At 56.5% G+C, this 16873-nt stretch carries 13 protein-coding genes; 11 read left to right on the top strand and 2 right to left on the bottom strand.

What is annotated here, in order from left to right; genetic code table 11:
* Positions 1–157 precede the first annotated feature (157 nt).
* Positions 158–280, bottom strand: a complete 123-nt coding sequence (locus tag ACTU3N_RS14895; RefSeq protein ID WP_443086918.1) for a hypothetical protein — start codon at positions 278–280, stop codon at positions 158–160.
* Between ACTU3N_RS14895 and ACTU3N_RS14890 the strand changes: the two genes are divergently transcribed.
* The 7 genes from ACTU3N_RS14890 (at position 279) to ACTU3N_RS14860 (ending at position 8579) form a co-directional block, all read left to right on the top strand.
* Positions 279–2543, top strand: a complete 2265-nt coding sequence (locus ACTU3N_RS14890) for a ComEC family protein (protein WP_443086917.1) — start codon at positions 279–281, stop codon at positions 2541–2543. The two genes, ACTU3N_RS14895 and ACTU3N_RS14890, sit on opposite strands and share 2 nt — an antisense overlap.
* A gap of 36 nt (positions 2544–2579) precedes the next feature.
* Positions 2580–4328, top strand: coding sequence for a lipid A ABC transporter ATP-binding protein/permease MsbA (gene msbA, locus ACTU3N_RS14885; protein ID WP_443086916.1), 1749 nt, complete (start codon positions 2580–2582; stop codon positions 4326–4328).
* Positions 4325–5302 carry a tetraacyldisaccharide 4'-kinase gene (lpxK, locus tag ACTU3N_RS14880; RefSeq protein ID WP_443086915.1) on the top strand — a complete coding sequence of 326 codons (978 nt, stop codon included), beginning with the start codon at positions 4325–4327 and terminating at the stop codon, positions 5300–5302. The genes msbA and lpxK overlap by 4 nt, the downstream gene beginning before the upstream one ends.
* Before the next feature lie 44 nt (positions 5303–5346).
* Positions 5347–6573: a winged helix-turn-helix domain-containing protein gene (locus ACTU3N_RS14875; protein ID WP_443086914.1), complete on the top strand. Its 1227-nt coding sequence runs from the start codon at positions 5347–5349 to the stop codon at positions 6571–6573.
* A 53-nt stretch (positions 6574–6626) separates the two neighbouring features.
* On the top strand, positions 6627–6809 hold the full coding sequence (gene ycaR / locus ACTU3N_RS14870) for a protein YcaR (RefSeq protein ID WP_443086913.1): 183 nt from the start codon (positions 6627–6629) through the stop codon (positions 6807–6809).
* On the top strand, positions 6806–7552 hold the full coding sequence (kdsB, locus tag ACTU3N_RS14865) for a 3-deoxy-manno-octulosonate cytidylyltransferase (protein ID WP_443086912.1): 747 nt from the start codon (positions 6806–6808) through the stop codon (positions 7550–7552). Before ycaR ends, kdsB begins: the two co-directional genes overlap by 4 nt.
* A 133-nt stretch (positions 7553–7685) precedes the next feature.
* Positions 7686–8579 (top strand): YcbJ family phosphotransferase, encoded by an 894-nt coding sequence (locus tag ACTU3N_RS14860; protein ID WP_443086911.1) that lies wholly within the window; start codon positions 7686–7688, stop codon positions 8577–8579.
* Here the strand turns inward: ACTU3N_RS14860 and elyC are convergent.
* Positions 8556–9335, bottom strand: a complete 780-nt coding sequence (elyC, locus tag ACTU3N_RS14855) for an envelope biogenesis factor ElyC (RefSeq protein ID WP_443086910.1) — start codon at positions 9333–9335, stop codon at positions 8556–8558. The two genes, ACTU3N_RS14860 and elyC, sit on opposite strands and share 24 nt — an antisense overlap.
* Before the next feature lie 118 nt (positions 9336–9453).
* Between elyC and cmoM the strand changes: the two genes are divergently transcribed.
* The 4 genes from cmoM to mukB are packed head-to-tail and all read left to right on the top strand — an operon-like array spanning position 9454 to position 16696.
* Positions 9454–10248 (top strand): tRNA uridine 5-oxyacetic acid(34) methyltransferase CmoM, encoded by a 795-nt coding sequence (gene cmoM, locus ACTU3N_RS14850; RefSeq protein ID WP_443086909.1) that lies wholly within the window; start codon positions 9454–9456, stop codon positions 10246–10248.
* The gene (gene mukF, locus ACTU3N_RS14845) at positions 10241–11563 is read left to right on the top strand and encodes a chromosome partition protein MukF (protein WP_443086908.1); all 1323 of its coding nucleotides are present in this window, start codon (positions 10241–10243) and stop codon (positions 11561–11563) included. The genes cmoM and mukF overlap by 8 nt, the downstream gene beginning before the upstream one ends.
* Positions 11544–12248 (top strand): chromosome partition protein MukE, encoded by a 705-nt coding sequence (mukE, locus tag ACTU3N_RS14840; RefSeq protein ID WP_443086907.1) that lies wholly within the window; start codon positions 11544–11546, stop codon positions 12246–12248. Before mukF ends, mukE begins: the two co-directional genes overlap by 20 nt.
* Positions 12248–16696 carry a chromosome partition protein MukB gene (gene mukB / locus ACTU3N_RS14835; protein WP_443086906.1) on the top strand — a complete coding sequence of 1483 codons (4449 nt, stop codon included), beginning with the start codon at positions 12248–12250 and terminating at the stop codon, positions 16694–16696. Before mukE ends, mukB begins: the two co-directional genes overlap by 1 nt.
* The last annotated feature ends 177 nt before the right edge of the window (positions 16697–16873 follow it).

Raw genomic sequence — 16873 nt, 5'->3', positions numbered from 1 at the left:
GTAAAAGAATCTGTGGCAATTTATAACCATGAACGGCCACATCTGGCCCTGAAATACAAAACGCCTGATGATGTTCATCAGGCGTTTTACAGGCGGAAGAGTGTCAACCTATATCAGGACTAGTCACTGTGACGCCTGTTTCTGAAGCTACTTCGCACTATTTTGCAGGGAGTATGTCGTTGCATAAATAGCCTTCGGCCTGCGCCCAGAAAATCAAATCCTCTACCAGACAGGCTTGCTGCAAAGCCGCATACTCTCCCGGCAACAAGGAGGTGTGCATGACGTTACCCGCGCTGGCCGCGTGCTTTACGCTCGGAATAATACCGCTGCTCTGGTTACCCGTCCTGCCGGGCATACTAGCCGTGTGGGGCGTCATTATTTCTGGCTGCTGTATGGCCTGTTTTCGCCCGCGCGCGATGCGTTACGCTGGTATGACGTTGCTCGCTTTCGCCTGGGGTGTACTGGCCGCGCAACAAGCACTCTGGCCGACACAACATTTGCCGGGTGCTAAGCGGCAGGCTGAAGTGGTTATCCGTGCCACCGATGGTTTAACCCGCCATCAGGCGACGATTGTGCGGATAAATGGTGAGCCTTTACGTCCCGCGCCAGGCATTACTCTTTACGGCGAATATTTACCAGAACCTGTTTGCGCAGGGCAGCGCTGGGCAATGACGCTTCATATCCGCGCCGTTCACGGGCAACTCAATGATGGCGGATTTGATACACAGCGTTATGCCCTGGCCACGCACCAGCCATTAAGCGGGCGTTTTTCCGGGGCGCGTTTACTGGATAAAAAGTGTAACTGGCGTGCGAGTTATCTGGCGTCATTGAGTGCTGTCCTTGATACATATCCCTGGCGGGATGTAATCCTTGCACTGGGCATGGGGGAGCGCTCAATGCTGGATGCCGGGGTAAAAGACGTCATGCGGCAAACCGGGACGGCACATCTGATGGCGATATCCGGACTGCATATTGCACTGGCGGCATTGTTGGGCTGGTCTGGTGTGCGAGGCGTGCAATTTTTCCTCCCGCCACGCTGGATTGGCTGGCGACTGCCGCTGTTATCCGGTGTGGCGTGCGCGTTACTGTACGCATGGATAACCGGTTTGCAGCCCCCGGCGCTGCGCACAGTGATTGCACTGTCAATCTGGGCAGCGCTGCGGCTTTCCGGGCGTTTATGGTCTCCGTGGCAAGTATGGAGCTGCTGTATGGGCGGCATTTTATTCAGCGATCCGCTGGCGGTGCTTTCTTACAGCCTGTGGCTGTCGGTCCTGGCTGTAGCCGCCATTATTTTCTGGTGCCAGTGGATGCCCGCACCAGGCCGGCATTGTGCTGGCTGGGTACGCGCTGGTATCAACATCCTTCATTTGCAAAGCGGGTTAACGTGCCTCCTGCTACCGATACAGATTGCGATGTTTCATGGTATTAGCCTGAGCGCGCTGCTGGCAAATCTGCTTGCTGTGCCTGTCGTTACCTTCATCGTCGTGCCGCTGATATTATCAGGCATGCTGTTGCATCTAAGCGGGCCTGTACTTGCACAGAATGCGTGTTGGCACCTGGCGAATCAAACGCTGGATGGCCTCTTCTGTTTCCTGCAAAAGCTTCCGGCAGGCTGGTTGCAGGTGGATGCCCGCTGGCAATGGCTATCACTGAGCCCGTGGCTGTTGCTGGTTGCCTTCAGGTTTGGCTGGTGGCGTAGCGCTCCGTTGTTGTGCCTGGTTTATCTTACGCTGCTGATTTTTCCCCTCTGGCGAAGCGAAAAGACACAAGCCTGGTATGTCCATATGCTGGATGTCGGGCACGGGCTGGCAATGGCAATTGAGCGCAACGGCAAGGTGCTTTTATATGATACTGGGGCGGCCTGGCCTGGCGGTGATAGCGGGAAACAGCTGATTATTCCCTGGCTGCGCTGGCATGCGCTTGTGCCAGAAGGGGTGATCCTCAGCCATGAACATCTGGATCATCGCGGCGGGCTGGAATCAGTGCAAAAAGCATGGCCTGCGCTTTGGGTACGCAGCCCATTGGGTTGGGAAGGGCATGGCCCTTGCTTTCGCGGTGAACGCTGGCAGTGGCAGGGGTTGAATTTTACGGTTCACTGGCCGCTGGCTGGAACACAGGCGAAAGGCAATAACCGTTCTTGTGTGGTGAGGGTGGACGACGGGAGGCACAGCATTTTATTAACCGGCGATATTGAAGCGCCGGGAGAGATGGCGATGCTTAAACGTTACTGGCAGCATCTGGCGTCTACAATAGTGCAGGTGCCGCATCACGGCAGTAACAGTTCCTCAACGCTGGCGTTTGTACAACGAGCTGGAGCCGCAGCAGCGCTGGCTTCCGCCTCTCGCTATAATGCCTGGCGCTTGCCTTCGGCAAAAGTGGCGGCGCGGTATCGCCAGCAAGGTTATCGCTGGTATGACACGGCGCATCAGGGGCAGATAACGGTGGTTTTTTCACCACAAAGCTGGGAAATCCAAGGCTTACGCGATCAAGTTTTGCCACGTTGGTATCATCAGTGGTTTGGCGTCCTTAACGATAACGGGTAGAATATGCGGCTATTTAAACAAGTGCTGGTTTTTTGAATGCATAACGACAAAGATCTCTCCACATGGCAGACCTTCCGCCGACTCTGGCCAACAATTGCGCCTTTCAAAGCGGGTCTGATCGTGTCGGCGATAGCGTTAATCCTCAACGCAGCCAGCGATACCTTTATGCTATCGCTGCTCAAACCGTTACTGGATGATGGTTTTGGTAAAACGGACCGTTCAGTGCTGCTATGGATGCCGCTGGTGGTTATCGGGCTGATGATCCTGCGCGGTATCACCAGTTATATATCCAGCTACTGTATTTCCTGGGTGTCCGGGAAAGTAGTCATGACCATGCGCCGCCGCCTGTTTAGCCATATGATGGGCATGCCGGTTTCCTTCTTTGATAAGCAGTCTACCGGTACGTTGCTGTCGCGCATCACTTATGATTCCGAGCAGGTTGCCTCCTCTTCCTCCAGCGCGTTAATAACCGTAGTGCGTGAAGGTGCTTCAATCATCGGTCTGTTTATCATGATGTTCTGGTACAGCTGGCAGCTTTCGCTGATCCTGATTGTGCTGGCGCCTATCGTCTCCATCGCTATTCGCGTGGTATCAAAACGTTTTCGCAACATCAGCAAAAACATGCAAAATACCATGGGGCAGGTGACCACCAGCGCAGAGCAGATGCTCAAAGGGCATAAAGAAGTGCTGATGTTCGGCGGCCAGGAAGTCGAAACCAAACGGTTTGATAAAGTCAGCAACCGGATGCGCCTGCAGGGCATGAAAATGGTGTCCGCTTCTTCCATTTCCGACCCGATTATCCAGCTTATTGCTTCGCTGGCGCTGGCATTTGTACTGTATGCCGCCAGTTTCCCAAGCGTCATGGATACCCTGACTGCTGGTACTATCACCGTGGTCTTTTCATCCATGATTGCGCTGATGCGCCCGCTAAAATCCCTGACGAACGTTAACGCCCAGTTCCAGCGCGGGATGGCGGCCTGCCAGACGTTGTTTGCCATTCTCGATAGCGAAAAGGAAAAAGACGAAGGCACGCGTGTGATTGAACGCGCGCGCGGCGATATTGAGTTTCGCAACGTAACGTTTACCTATCCGGGGCGTGAAGTTCCGGCGCTGCATAATATTAATCTGACCATTCCGGCGGGTAAAACCGTGGCCCTGGTCGGCCGCTCCGGTTCCGGTAAAACGACCATCGCCAGCCTGCTCACCCGTTTTTATGATATCGAAGAAGGGCAGATCCTGATTGATGGTCATGATTTGCGTGAATATACGCTCTCGTCGCTGCGCGATCAGATTGCGCTGGTCTCGCAGAATGTGCATCTGTTTAACGACACGGTCGCCAATAATATTGCCTATGCGCGTACCGAAGAGTACAGCCGCGAGGAGATCGAACGGGCGGCCGAGATGGCCTATGCCACCGACTTTATCAATAAAATGGATCAAGGGCTGGATACCATCATCGGTGAGAATGGCGTGATGCTCTCCGGCGGTCAGCGTCAGCGCATCGCTATTGCACGTGCGCTACTGCGCGATACGCCCATCCTTATCCTTGATGAAGCCACTTCTGCCCTGGATACCGAATCAGAACGCGCTATTCAGGCGGCGCTTAACGAGCTGCAAAAAAACCGCACCTCGTTGGTTATCGCTCACCGTCTCTCGACGATTGAACAGGCTGACGAGATTGTGGTGGTGGAAGATGGCCGCATCGTTGAGCGCGGTTCGCATGCGGATCTGCTGGCGCATCGCGGTGTGTATGCTCAGCTTCATAACATGCAGTTTGGGCAATGATTGCACGCATCTGGTCCGGTGAATCGCCGCTATGGCGTCTGTTGCTGCCGCTCTCCTGGCTCTACGGGCTGGTGAGCGGCGCTATCCGGCTGGCTTACCGTCTGGGATTAAAAAAAGCCTGGCGCGCACCCGTTCCGGTCGTGGTCGTGGGTAATCTGACGGCGGGCGGTAATGGTAAAACGCCGGTGGTTATCTGGCTGGTAGAGCAGTTACAGCAGCGCGGGCTGCGCGTGGGCGTGGTGTCGCGTGGCTACGGTGGTAAGGCGGCACAGTATCCGCTGTTGCTGAATGCTCAAACCACCCCGGCGGAGGCGGGCGATGAGCCGGTGTTAATCGTTCAGCGTACCGGTGCGCCGGTTGCGGTCTCTCCTGTCAGGCGCGATGCGGTGGAAGCGATTCTTGCGCAGCATCCTGTGCAACTCATTATCACCGATGATGGTTTGCAGCATTACCGGCTGGCGCGTGATAAAGAAATTGTCGTGATTGATGGCGTCAGGCGCTTCGGCAACGGCTGGTGGCTGCCCGCAGGTCCGATGCGTGAACGTGCATCACGCTTAAAAACGGTGGATGCGGTGATTACCAATGGCGGAGTGGCAAAAGCGGGGGAAATCCCTATGCGTCTGCGTCCCGGTCTTGCGACAAATTTACGCAGCGGAGAGCGCCGCGCCGTCAGCGAGCTATCAAACGTGGTTGCGATGGCCGGTATCGGTCACCCGCCGCGTTTTTTCGCCACCCTCGCGGAGTGCGGCGTGACGCCGCAGCAGACCGTGGCGCTTGCCGATCATCAGGCTTTAACCCGCACCGATGTTCAGGCGCTGGTAAAGCCGGGGCAAACGCTGGTCATGACAGAAAAAGATGCCGTCAAGTGCCGCTCTTTTGCGCAAGATAACTGGTGGTATCTGCCGGTTGATGCAATGCTTGAAGGCGAGCAGGTAGAAAAACTGTTGCAGGAATTACTCACTCTGGCGCGCTGAGCCTGATTGCATCAGCGGCGCTCTGTTGGCTGAACGGGAGCTTTATGTCTGTGCCGCAACTCTCTTTAACCGCCGCTCGTCATCTACACCTTGCCGCTCAGGGGTTGTTGCATAAACCAGCCCGCCGGGCGAAAGCCGCCGATATTCTCCCGACCATTCAGCGCATGTCGCTGCTACAGATTGACACGATAAACATTGTTGCCCGCAGCCCTTACCTGGTGCTGTTCAGTCGTCTGGGAGCGTACCCGCACCACTGGCTTGATGACGCGTTGAGCAGCGGCGAGCTGATGGAGTACTGGGCGCATGAAGCCTGCTTCCTTCCACGCGACGACTTTGCCCTGGTGCGTCACCGCATGCTGGCACCCGATAAGATGGGCTGGAAATATCGCCCGGAGTGGATGCAGCAACATGCAGGTGAAATCGAACAACTGCTGGCGCATATCCAGCAAAACGGCCCGGTCCGCTCGGCAGATTTTGAACATCCGCGTAAAAGCAGCGGCTGGTGGGAGTGGAAACCGCACAAGCGCCATCTGGAAGGGTTGTTTACCGCCGGGCAACTGATGGTGATTGAGCGACGAAACTTTCAGCGTGTCTATGATTTAACCCACCGGGTGATGCCGCACTGGGACGACAGCCGGGATATGTTGTCGCAGGCAGAGGCCGAATACCGGATGCTGGAAAACAGCGCCCGCAGCCTCGGGCTGTTTCGCGCCCAGTGGCTGGCGGATTACTATCGCCTGAAAAAGCTCTCCTTACCTGCGCTGCTGGAGCGTTTGCAGGAAAACCAAACCATCTATCCGGTAAATGTTGAACGCCTGGGCGCAGCGTGGGTACATGCAAGCCTGCTGCCGCTGCTGGCGCAGGCGCAGGACGAGAAGCTCAACGCCACACACAGCGCGGTGCTCTCACCGTTTGATCCGGTGGTTTGGGACCGCAAGCGCGCGGAACAGCTGTTCGATTTCAGTTACCGGCTGGAGTGCTATACGCCCGCGCCCAAACGGCAGTTCGGCTATTTTGTGCTGCCGCTGCTCCATCGTGGTCGGCTGGTCGGGCGTATGGATGCAAAAATGCACCGTAAAACCGGCGAGCTGGAGGTGATTGCACTCTGGCTTGAGGATGGCGTGAAGGTCGGGCGGCAGCTTGAGACGGGCCTGCAAAGCGCCATAACAGAATTTGCGCGCTGGCAAGGCGCCCGGCGTGTGAGCTTTTCGCGCCTGCCGGACGGGCTGTTTTCTACTCTGCGAAACGGGTTGCAATTAGACGCTGCGTAACAGTTGAATATGTTAAGCTTAATGCGTTAATCGTCGGTGCATCAGGAGGAAAAATGGATCACCGTTTACTTGAAATCATCGCCTGCCCGGTGTGTAACGGCAAACTGTACTATTCCCAGGACAAGCAGGAATTGATCTGCAAAATCGATAACCTGGCGTTCCCCGTGCGGGAAGGCATTCCGGTGCTGCTGGAAAATGAAGCGCGCGCGTTAACCATGGAAGAGAGCCGACCATGAGTTTTGTTGTCATTATTCCCGCGCGCTATGCTTCCTCGCGCCTGCCTGGCAAGCCGCTGGTGGATATTAACGGCAAGCCAATGGTGGTGCATGTTCTTGAACGCGCCCGTGAGTCCGGCGCTGAGCGCATTATCGTCGCGACTGATAACGAAGAGGTGATGCGCGCAGTTGAGGCCGCAGGCGGTGAGGTATGCATGACGCGCGCGGATCACCAGTCCGGCACAGAACGCCTGGCTGAAGTCGTCGAAAAATGTGGCTTCAGCGATGACACGGTGATTGTTAACGTGCAGGGCGATGAGCCGATGATCCCACCGGCTATTATTCGCCAGGTGGCGGAAAACCTGGCCACGCGCGATGTGGGTATGGCCACGCTTGCCGTGCCCATTCACAGCGCGGAAGAAGCATTCAACCCGAATGCGGTCAAAGTGGTGATGGATGCCGAGGGCTATGCACTCTATTTCTCGCGCGCCACCATTCCCTGGGAGCGCGACCGCTTTGCGCTTTCCCGCGAGGCGATTGGCGACACCTTTTTGCGCCATATCGGTATCTACGGTTATCGCGCCGGGTTTATCCGTCGCTATGTCAGCTGGCAGGCCAGCCCGCTGGAGCAGATAGAGATGCTCGAACAGCTGCGTGTGCTGTGGTATGGCGAGAAAATCCACGTGGCGGTGGCAAGCGTTGTCCCTGGTACCGGTGTCGATACGCCAGAAGATCTGCAGCGCGTGCGCGCCGAGTTGCGTTAATCCTCTCTTCCCCTCCGCCCGGAGGGGATTTTTCTGGTCTTATCCCATTCTCACGCAGTTTTGATCTTATCGGGATGACATCCTGAGATTACACGCCCATTATAAAAGCAGGGGTATTTATAAGGGTTTTTGTATGGAACAACTGCGCGCCGAACTGAGTCATTTATTGGGCGAAAAACTGAGCCGCCTGGAGTGCGTCAGCGAAAAGCCGGACTCGGTACTCTGGTCCCTGTACGATCGCCAGGGGAATCCGCTGCCGCTGCTGGCACGAAGTTTCTCCACTCCCGGGCTTGCGCGACAGCTGGCATGGAAAATATCGATGCTGGCGCGTAGCGGCACGGTACGCATGCCGGTGGTGTATGGCGTGATGACGCACGAAGAACACCCAGGCCCGGACGTTCTGCTGATTGAGCGCCTCAGCGGTGTGCCTGTTGAAGCCCCGGCGCGAACGCCGGAGCGCTGGGAGCAGCTAAAAGACCAAATCGTTGAAGCATTGCTCGCCTGGCATCGCCAGGATAGTCACGGCTGCGTGGGTACCGTGGACAGCACACAAGAAAATATCTGGCCCTCCTGGTATCGTCAGCGGGTGGAAGTGCTGTGGTCGACGCTAAACCAGTTTCAGAACACCGGGCTGACCATGCAGGATAAACGCGTGTTGTATCGCACGCGGGAGTGTCTGCCGATGTTGTTCGATGGGTTTAGCGATAACTGCGTACTGGTGCACGGGAATTTTAACCTGCGCAGCATGCTCAAAGATTCCCGCAGCGATCAACTGCTGGCGATGGTTGGCCCGGGCATCATGCTCTGGGCGCCGCGCGAGTACGAACTGTTTCGTCTGGTGGATGGCCCGCAGGCGGAGGGATTATTGTGGCACTATCTGCAACGCGCGCCAGTGGCGGAATCTTTCCTCTGGCGGCGCTGGCTTTATTTGCTGTGGGATGAAGTGGCGCAGCTTATCAATACCGGGCAGTTTAACCGCGCCAATTTCGAGCAGGCCTCTAAATCACTGCTCCCCTGGCTCGCCTGAGCTGCCCTTTAGCCACTGCCAGATGCGCCCGAGGGTTTCATAACCCACCCTGTCGCTGTGCATCAGCCACAAAGGCGACGGAATGATCCGCTCCCACGGATTGAGCGGCGAGGTGATCGCCATCTGGTTTGCCGGAGCCGGGAGCGGGTGCAGCCCGGCATGGCGGAAGAAAATCATCGCCCGCGGCAAGTGCGAAGCTGAGGTCACCAGCAAAAAAGGTGCGTTGCCGATGGCCTGTTTCACGGCCGCGGCTTCCTCTTCGGTATCTTTCGGGCTGTCCAGCGTAATGATATCGCTGCGCGGCACGCCGAGGCTTTCGGCCACGCGTGCGCCTGCTTCAGCCGTACTGACCGGGTTAGTTTTCGCCGGTGCGCCGGTAAAGATAAGTTTTGCCCCCGGGTTTGCCTGCAACAGACGCACGCCCTCATTAACGCGCGGCAAACTGTTATTGATAAGATTGGAACTCGGCGCCCACTCATCATTCCAGGTATACCCCCCGCCAAGCACCACCACATATTTCACCGGCTGCGTACCGCGCCAGGTGGGATATTCGTCTTCAATCGGTTTTAACAAACCATCCGCCACCGGTTGCAGACTTAACAGAAATAACACCACCCAGCCGAAAGTGATAAACACCTTGCCGGTTTTTTGCCAGCGGCTAAACCAGAGCAACGCAAGACCCAGCCCTATCAAAAATAATAAAAAAGGCAGGGGCAGCATCATGCCGCCGAGGTATTTTTTGAGGGTAAAAAGCACCGAATTCGTCTCCTTTTTAACCAAATAGCGGTCTATTTCAGGGGATCTTACACCAACCAGGTTCATTATCCCCACGGCTGTGACAAAATAGCGGTTTTGCCAGGCGCGTGGAGAGTCCATGAAGGATCGAAATTTTGACGACATCGCTGATAAATTCTCTCGCAACATCTATGGCACCACCAAAGGTCAGCTGCGCCAGGCGATCCTGTGGCAGGATCTTGATGTATTGCTGGCGCAAATAGGTTCCCGTCAGTTGCGGGTGTTAGATGCCGGGGGCGGAGCGGGGCAAACCGCAATCCGTATGGCGCAAAAAGGTCACCTGGTGACGCTGTGTGATGTGTCCAAAGAGATGATTGCCCGCGCGCAGGCTGCGGCGAGCGAGAAAGATGTGAGCGGTAACATGCATTTTATACAATGCGCCGCTCAGGACATCGCGCAGCATTTGGAATCGCCAGTTGATCTGATATTGTTTCATGCTGTGCTTGAATGGGTCGCGGAGCCTGTCGCGGTGCTGCAAACCTTGTGGTCGGTACTCAAACCCGGCGGGGCATTGTCATTGATGTTTTATAATGCCGACGGTTTGCTGATGCACAATATGGTAGCAGGGAATTTTGACTACGTGCAGGCGGGTATGCCAAAACGCAAAAAACGCACGCTTTCTCCTGATTACCCGCGCGTTCCGGCCGAGGTTTACGCCTGGCTTGAACAGCTTGGCTGGCAGATAACCGGCAAAACTGGCGTGCGTGTTTTTCATGACTATCTGCGGGATAAGCACCAGCAGCATGACTGTTTCGACGCATTGCTTGCGCTCGAAACGCGCTATTGTCGTCAGGAGCCGTATATCAGTCTTGGCCGTTATATTCACGTGACTGCACTTAAGCCGCAAATCGATGGAAGGAAAAACGATGAGTGAATTTTCCCAGACAGTCCCCGAACTGGTTGCCTGGGCCAGAAAAAATGATTTCTCCATCTCGTTGCCGGTCGACAGGCTCTCTTTTCTGCTGGCCATTGCCGCCCTCAATGGTGAGCGACTGGATGGAGAAATGAGCGAAGGCGAGCTGGTGGATGCTTTTCGCCACGTGAGTGACGGCTTTGAACAAACCAGCGAAACGATCGCCCAGCGCGCCAACAACGCCATCAACGATATGGTGCGTCAGCGTCTGTTGAACCGTTTTACCAGCGAGTTGACCGAGGGGAACGCGATTTATCGCCTGACGCCGCTGGGCATTGGTATTACTGACTATTACATTCGCCAGCGTGAATTTTCCACCCTGCGCCTGTCGATGCAGCTGTCGATTGTGGCCGGAGAGTTAAAACGCGCGGCGGACGCCGCCGACGAAGGGGGCGATGAGTTCCACTGGCACCGCAACGTCTACGCGCCGTTAAAATACTCGGTAGCAGAAATTTTCGACAGCATCGATCTGACCCAGCGCATTATGGATGAGCAGCAACAGCAGGTGAAAGACGATATCGCCCAGTTGCTGAATAAAGACTGGCGCGCGGCCATTTCCAGTTGTGAGCTGTTGTTGTCAGAAACGTCCGGTACCTTGCGTGAATTGCAGGATACGCTGGAAGCCGCTGGCGATAAGCTCCAGGCCAACTTGCTGCGCATCCAGGATGCCGCCATGGCGCACCCGGATCTGCAGTTCCTCGACAACCTGGTGTTTGATCTGCAAAGCAAACTCGACCGTATTATCAGTTGGGGCCAGCAGACTATCGACTTGTGGATTGGCTACGATCGCCACGTTCACAAGTTTATCCGTACCGCGATTGATATGGATAAAAACCGCGTCTTCGCTCAGCGTTTGCGCCAGTCGGTGCAGAGCTATTTTGATGCGCCCTGGGCGCTGACCTATGCCAGCGCCGACAGGCTGCTGGATATGCGCGATGAAGAGATGGCGCTGCGCGATGAAGAAGTGACCGGCGAACTGCCGCCGGAGCTGGAGTTCGAAGAGTTTAACGAAATCCGTGAGCAGCTGGCCGCGATGATTGAAGCGCAGCTGGCGGTGTATAAAACCAAAGGTGTGCCGCTGGATTTAGGCCTCGTTGCCCGCGAATATCTGGCGCAATATCCGCGCGTTCGTCACTTTGACATTGCGCGCATTGTGGTTGATCAGGCGGTACGCCTTGGCGTAGCGCAAGCAGATTTCACCGGACTGCCGCCGAAGTGGCAGCCGATTAATGATTACGGAGCCAAGGTACAGGCGCATGTCATCGATAAATATTGAACAAGTGATGCCGGTTAAACTGGCGCAGGCGCTGGCAAACCCTCTGTTTCCTGCGCTGGATAGCGCGCTGCGCGCGGGTCGTCATATCGGCCTGGACGAGCTGGATAATCACGCCTTTTTGATGGATTTTCAGGAATATCTGGAAGAGTTCTACGCACGCTATAACGTAGAGCTGATTCGCGCGCCGGAAGGTTTCTTCTATTTGCGCCCGCGCTCTACCACCCTGATCCCACGCTCGGTGCTCTCTGAGCTGGATATGATGGTCGGCAAAATCCTCTGCTATCTCTATCTCAGCCCGGAACGTCTGGCCAATGAGGGGATCTTTACCCAACAAGAGCTGTATGACGAGCTGTTGTCGCTGGCAGATGAACCCAAGCTGCTGAAACTGGTTAACAACCGCTCCACTGGCTCCGACCTGGATCGGCAGAAATTACAGGAAAAGGTGCGTTCTTCGTTAAACCGTCTGCGCCGCCTTGGCATGATTTGGTTTATGGGCAATGACAGCAGCAAGTTTCGCATCACGGAATCGGTGTTCCGCTTTGGTGCCGATGTGCGCTCAGGGGATGACCCGCGCGAAGCGCAGCTGCGCATGATCCGTGACGGCGAAGCGATGCCTGTCGAAAACCATCTGCAGCTTAATGATGAGCCTGAAGATAATCAGCCGGATAGCTCGGAGGAAGAGTAATGATTGATCGCGGTAAGTTTCGTTCGCTCACGCTGATTAACTGGAACGGCTTTTTTGCCCGCACCTTTGATCTCGACGAGCTGGTGACTACCCTCTCCGGGGGGAACGGTGCCGGGAAATCCACCACCATGGCGGCATTTGTGACGGCGCTGATCCCTGATCTTACGCTGCTGCACTTTCGCAACACGACGGAAGCGGGCGCCACCTCCGGTTCGCGCGATAAGGGCCTGCACGGTAAACTCAAAGCAGGTGTCTGTTATTCGGTGCTGGATGTGATCAACTCCCGCCATCAGCGCGTGCTGGTGGGCGTGCGCCTGCAACAGGTGGCCGGTCGCGACAGAAAAGTGGATATCAAACCCTTTGCCATTCAGGGGCTGCCGACCTCCATACAGCCTACGCAACTGCTGACCGAAACGCTCAACGAGCGCCAGGCGCGCGTACTGCCGTTGCAGGAAGTGAAAGATAAGCTTGATGCAATGGAAGGCGTGCAGTTCAAACAGTTCAACTCTATTACCGATTACCACGCGCTGATGTTCGATTTGGGTATTGTCGCGCGGCGTCTGCGTTCCGCCTCCGATCGCAGCAAATTCTATCGCCTGATTGAAGCCTCGCTGTATGGCGGTATTTCCAGCGCTATTACCCGCTCGCTGCGCGACTATCTGTTGCCGGAAAATAGCGGCGTGCGCAAGGCGTTCCAGGATATGGAAGCGGCGCTGCGCGAAAACCGTCTGACGCTGGAAGCCATCCGCGTTACCCAGTCTGACCGTGACCTGTTTAAACATCTTATCAGCGAAGCGACCAACTATGTGGCGGCGGACTATATGCGCCATGCCAACGAGCGGCGCGTCCATCTGGATAAGGCGCTGGAGTTTCGCCGCGACCTGTTTATCTCACGTCAGCAGCTCGCTGCCGAGCAGTATAAGCATGTCGATATGGCGCGCGAGCTGGCCGAGCATTCCGGTGCAGAAGGGGATCTGGAAGCGGATTATCAGGCGGCGAGCGATCACCTGAACCTGGTGCAGACGGCGCTGCGCCAGCAGGAGAAAATCGAGCGTTACGAAGCGGATCTCGACGAGCTGCAAATCCGTTTAGAAGAGCAGCATGAAGTGGTGGCTGAAGCCGCCGAAATGCAGGAAGAGAACGAAGCGCGCGCCGAAGCCGCCGAGCTTGAAGTAGATGAGCTGAAAAGCCAGCTTGCGGATTACCAGCAGGCGCTGGATGTGCAGCAAACCCGCGCCATTCAGTACAACCAGGCATTACAGGCCCTGCAGCGCGCCAAAGAGCTGTGCCGCTTGCCGGATTTGACCGCGGAAACCGCCGACGAGTGGCTGGAAACCTTCCAGGCCAAAGAGCAGGAAGCGACGGAAAAACTGCTGTCGCTGGATCAAAAATTGAGCGTTGCGCAGACCGCGCACAGCCAGTTTGAGCAGGCGTATCAGCTTGTCGTAGCTATCAACGGCCCGCTGGCGCGCAGTGAAGCCTGGGACGTTGCGCGTGAGTTGCTGCGCGATGGCGTCAATCAGCGCCATCTGGCGGAGCAGGTGCAGCCGCTGCGTATGCGTCTGACAGAGCTTGAGCAGCGTCTGCGCGAGCAGCAGGATGCCGAGCGGATGCTGGCCGAGTTCTGCAAGCGTCAGGGCAAGCAGTATGATGCGCAGGAACTGGAATCATTACATCAGGAACTGGAAGCACAAATCGCCGCGCTTTCCGATAACGTGGCCGCTGCCGGTGAACAGCGTATGGCGATGCGCCAGGAGCTGGAGCAGTTGCAGTCACGTATTCACACGCTGACTAAACGCGCGCCGGTGTGGCTGGCCGCGCAAAGCAGCCTTAACCAGCTTTGCGAGCAGAGCGGTGAACAGTTTGAATCCAGCCAGGATGTGACGGAATACCTGCAACAGCTGCTGGAGCGCGAGCGGGAAGCCATCGTTGAGCGTGATGAAGTCGGCACGCGCAAACGGCTGGTGGATGAGGAAATCGAACGCTTAAGCCAGCCAGGCGGCGCGGAAGATAGCCGTCTCAACGCGCTGGCCGAGCGTTTTGGCGGCGTGCTGCTGTCGGAAATTTATGATGACGTAAGCCTCGAAGACGCGCCGTACTTCTCCGCGCTGTATGGTCCGTCGCGCCACGCGATTGTGGTGCCGGACTTGTCGCAGATTGCCGAAATGCTCGAAGGGCTGGAAGATTGCCCGGAAGATCTCTACCTGATCGAGGGCGATCCGCAGTCATTCGATGACAGCGTGTTCAGCGTGGATGAGCTGGAAAAAGCGGTGGTGGTGAAAATCGCCGATCGCCAGTGGCGCTACTCGCGCTTCCCGACGCTGCCGCTGTTTGGCCGCGCGGCGCGCGAAAACCGTATCGAAACCCTGCACGCCGAGCGCGAAGCGCTGGCAGAGCGTTTTGCCACGCTCTCCTTTGATGTGCAGAAAACCCAGCGCCTGCATCAGGCATTCAGCCGCTTTATCGGTAGCCATCTGGCGGTGGCGTTTGAGAACGATCCGGAAGCGGAAATCCGCGCGCTCAATAGCCGTCGCGGTGAGCTGGAGCGTGCTATCAGCACGCATGAAAACGATAACCAGCAGAGCCGGGCGCAGTTTGAGCAGGCGAAAGAAGGCGTGGCCCAGCTTAACCGCCTGCTGCCGCGGCTTAACCTGCTGGCAGATGAGACGCTTGCCGATCGCGTTGATGAAATCCAGGAGCGCCTGGATGAAGCCGGGGAAGCGGCGCGCTTTATTCAGCAGCACGGCAACCAGCTGGCGAAGCTGGAACCGCTGCTCTCCGTTTTGCAAAGCGACCCGGAACAGTTCGAACAGTTAAAAGCGGACTACGCGGCTTCGCAACAGGCGCAGCGTGATGCCCGCCAACAGGCTTTTGCGCTGGCTGAAGTGGTTCAGCGTCGTGCGCATTTTAGCTACTCTGATTCGGCTGACATGTTCAATGGCAACAACGATCTCAACGAGAAGTTGCGCCAGCGCCTTGAGCAGGCGGAAGCCGAGCGTACCCGCGCGCGTGAAGCGATGCGTAGCCACGCCGCGCAGTACAGTCAGTACAACCAGGTGCTGGCGTCGTTAAAAAGCTCCTACGACACTAAAAAAGAGCTGCTTAACGACTTACAAAAAGAGTTGCAGGATATCGGCGTGCGGGCCGACAGCGGAGCAGAGGAGCGCGCGCGCATCCGTCGTGATGAGCTGCATGCCCAGCTCTCCGGCAACCGTTCGCGCCGTAACCAGCTGGAAAAAGCAATCACCTTCTGTGAAGCGGAGATGGATAACCTGACCCGCAAGCTGCGCCGTCTGGAGCGTGATTACCACGAAATGCGCGAGCAGGTGGTGACCGCGAAAGCGGGCTGGTGCGCGGTGATGCGCATGGTGAAAGACAATGGCGTCGAGCGCCGTCTGCACCGTCGTGAGCTGGCCTATCTTTCCGCCGACGAGCTGCGCTCAATGTCGGATAAAGCACTGGGCGCGCTGCGCCTGGCGGTGGCGGATAACGAGCATCTGCGCGATGTGCTGCGCATGTCAGAAGATCCAAAACGTCCGGAACGTAAAATTCAGTTCTTCGTGGCGGTCTACCAGCACCTGCGTGAGCGAATTCGTCAGGACATCATCCGCACGGATGATCCGGTAGAAGCGATTGAGCAGATGGAGATTGAACTGAGCCGCCTGACGGAAGAGTTGACCTCCCGCGAGCAGAAACTGGCGATCAGCTCCCGCAGCGTGGCGAATATCATTCGTAAAACCATTCAGCGCGAGCAGAACCGTATTCGTATGCTTAACCAGGGGCTGCAAAGCGTCTCCTTTGGCCAGGTTAACAGCGTTCGCCTCAACGTGAACGTACGTGAAACCCATGCCACGCTGCTGGCGGTGCTTTCTGAGCAGCATGAGCAGCATCAGGATCTGTTCAACAGCAACCGTCTGACCTTCTCGGAAGCGCTGGCGAAACTGTACCAGCGTCTGAACCCACAGATTGATATGGGCCAGCGCACGCCGCAGACCATCGGTGAAGAGTTGCTGGATTACCGCAACTATCTGGAGATGGAAGTGGAGGTCAACCGTGGTTCCGACGGCTGGCTGCGTGCGGAGTCCGGCGCGCTGTCGACCGGGGAAGCTATCGGTACCGGGATGTCGATTCTGGTGATGGTGGTGCAGAGCTGGGAAGACGAAGCCCGTCGCCTGCGCGGCAAGGATATTTCTCCGTGCCGTCTGCTGTTCCTTGATGAAGCGGCGCGTCTTGATGCCCGCTCCATTGCGACGCTGTTTGAGTTGTGCGAGCGTCTGGAGATGCAGCTGATTATCGCGGCGCCGGAAAATATCAGCCCGGAAAAAGGCACCACCTATAAACTGGTGCGTAAAGTGTTCCAGAACCATGAACACGTGCATGTTGTGGGGCTGCGCGGTTTTGCCGCGCCGTTACCGCAGACGCTACCCGGCACGGCGGACGCCTCGTAGAGGTGAAAAATAAGAAAAGGGCGGCAGAAATGTCGCCCTTTTTTGTTTTAGTGACCCGTCCTGAATAGCGTTGACACATTCCTGACTCAAACCCGGAGAACGTGATGATGACTGAGTTCAAACGCACCCAACGCGATTATCCTCTATCCTTTAAAATAGCCGTTGTTGAGCAGATCG

Origin of the sequence: Vagococcus sp. WN89Y, from assembly GCF_052220145.1 — a bacterium.
In the GTDB taxonomy this organism is placed as follows: domain Bacteria; phylum Pseudomonadota; class Gammaproteobacteria; order Enterobacterales; family Enterobacteriaceae; genus Kosakonia.
The sequence above is the reverse complement of the archived record's forward strand: the minus strand, read 5'-3'. Positions and strand labels throughout refer to the sequence as shown.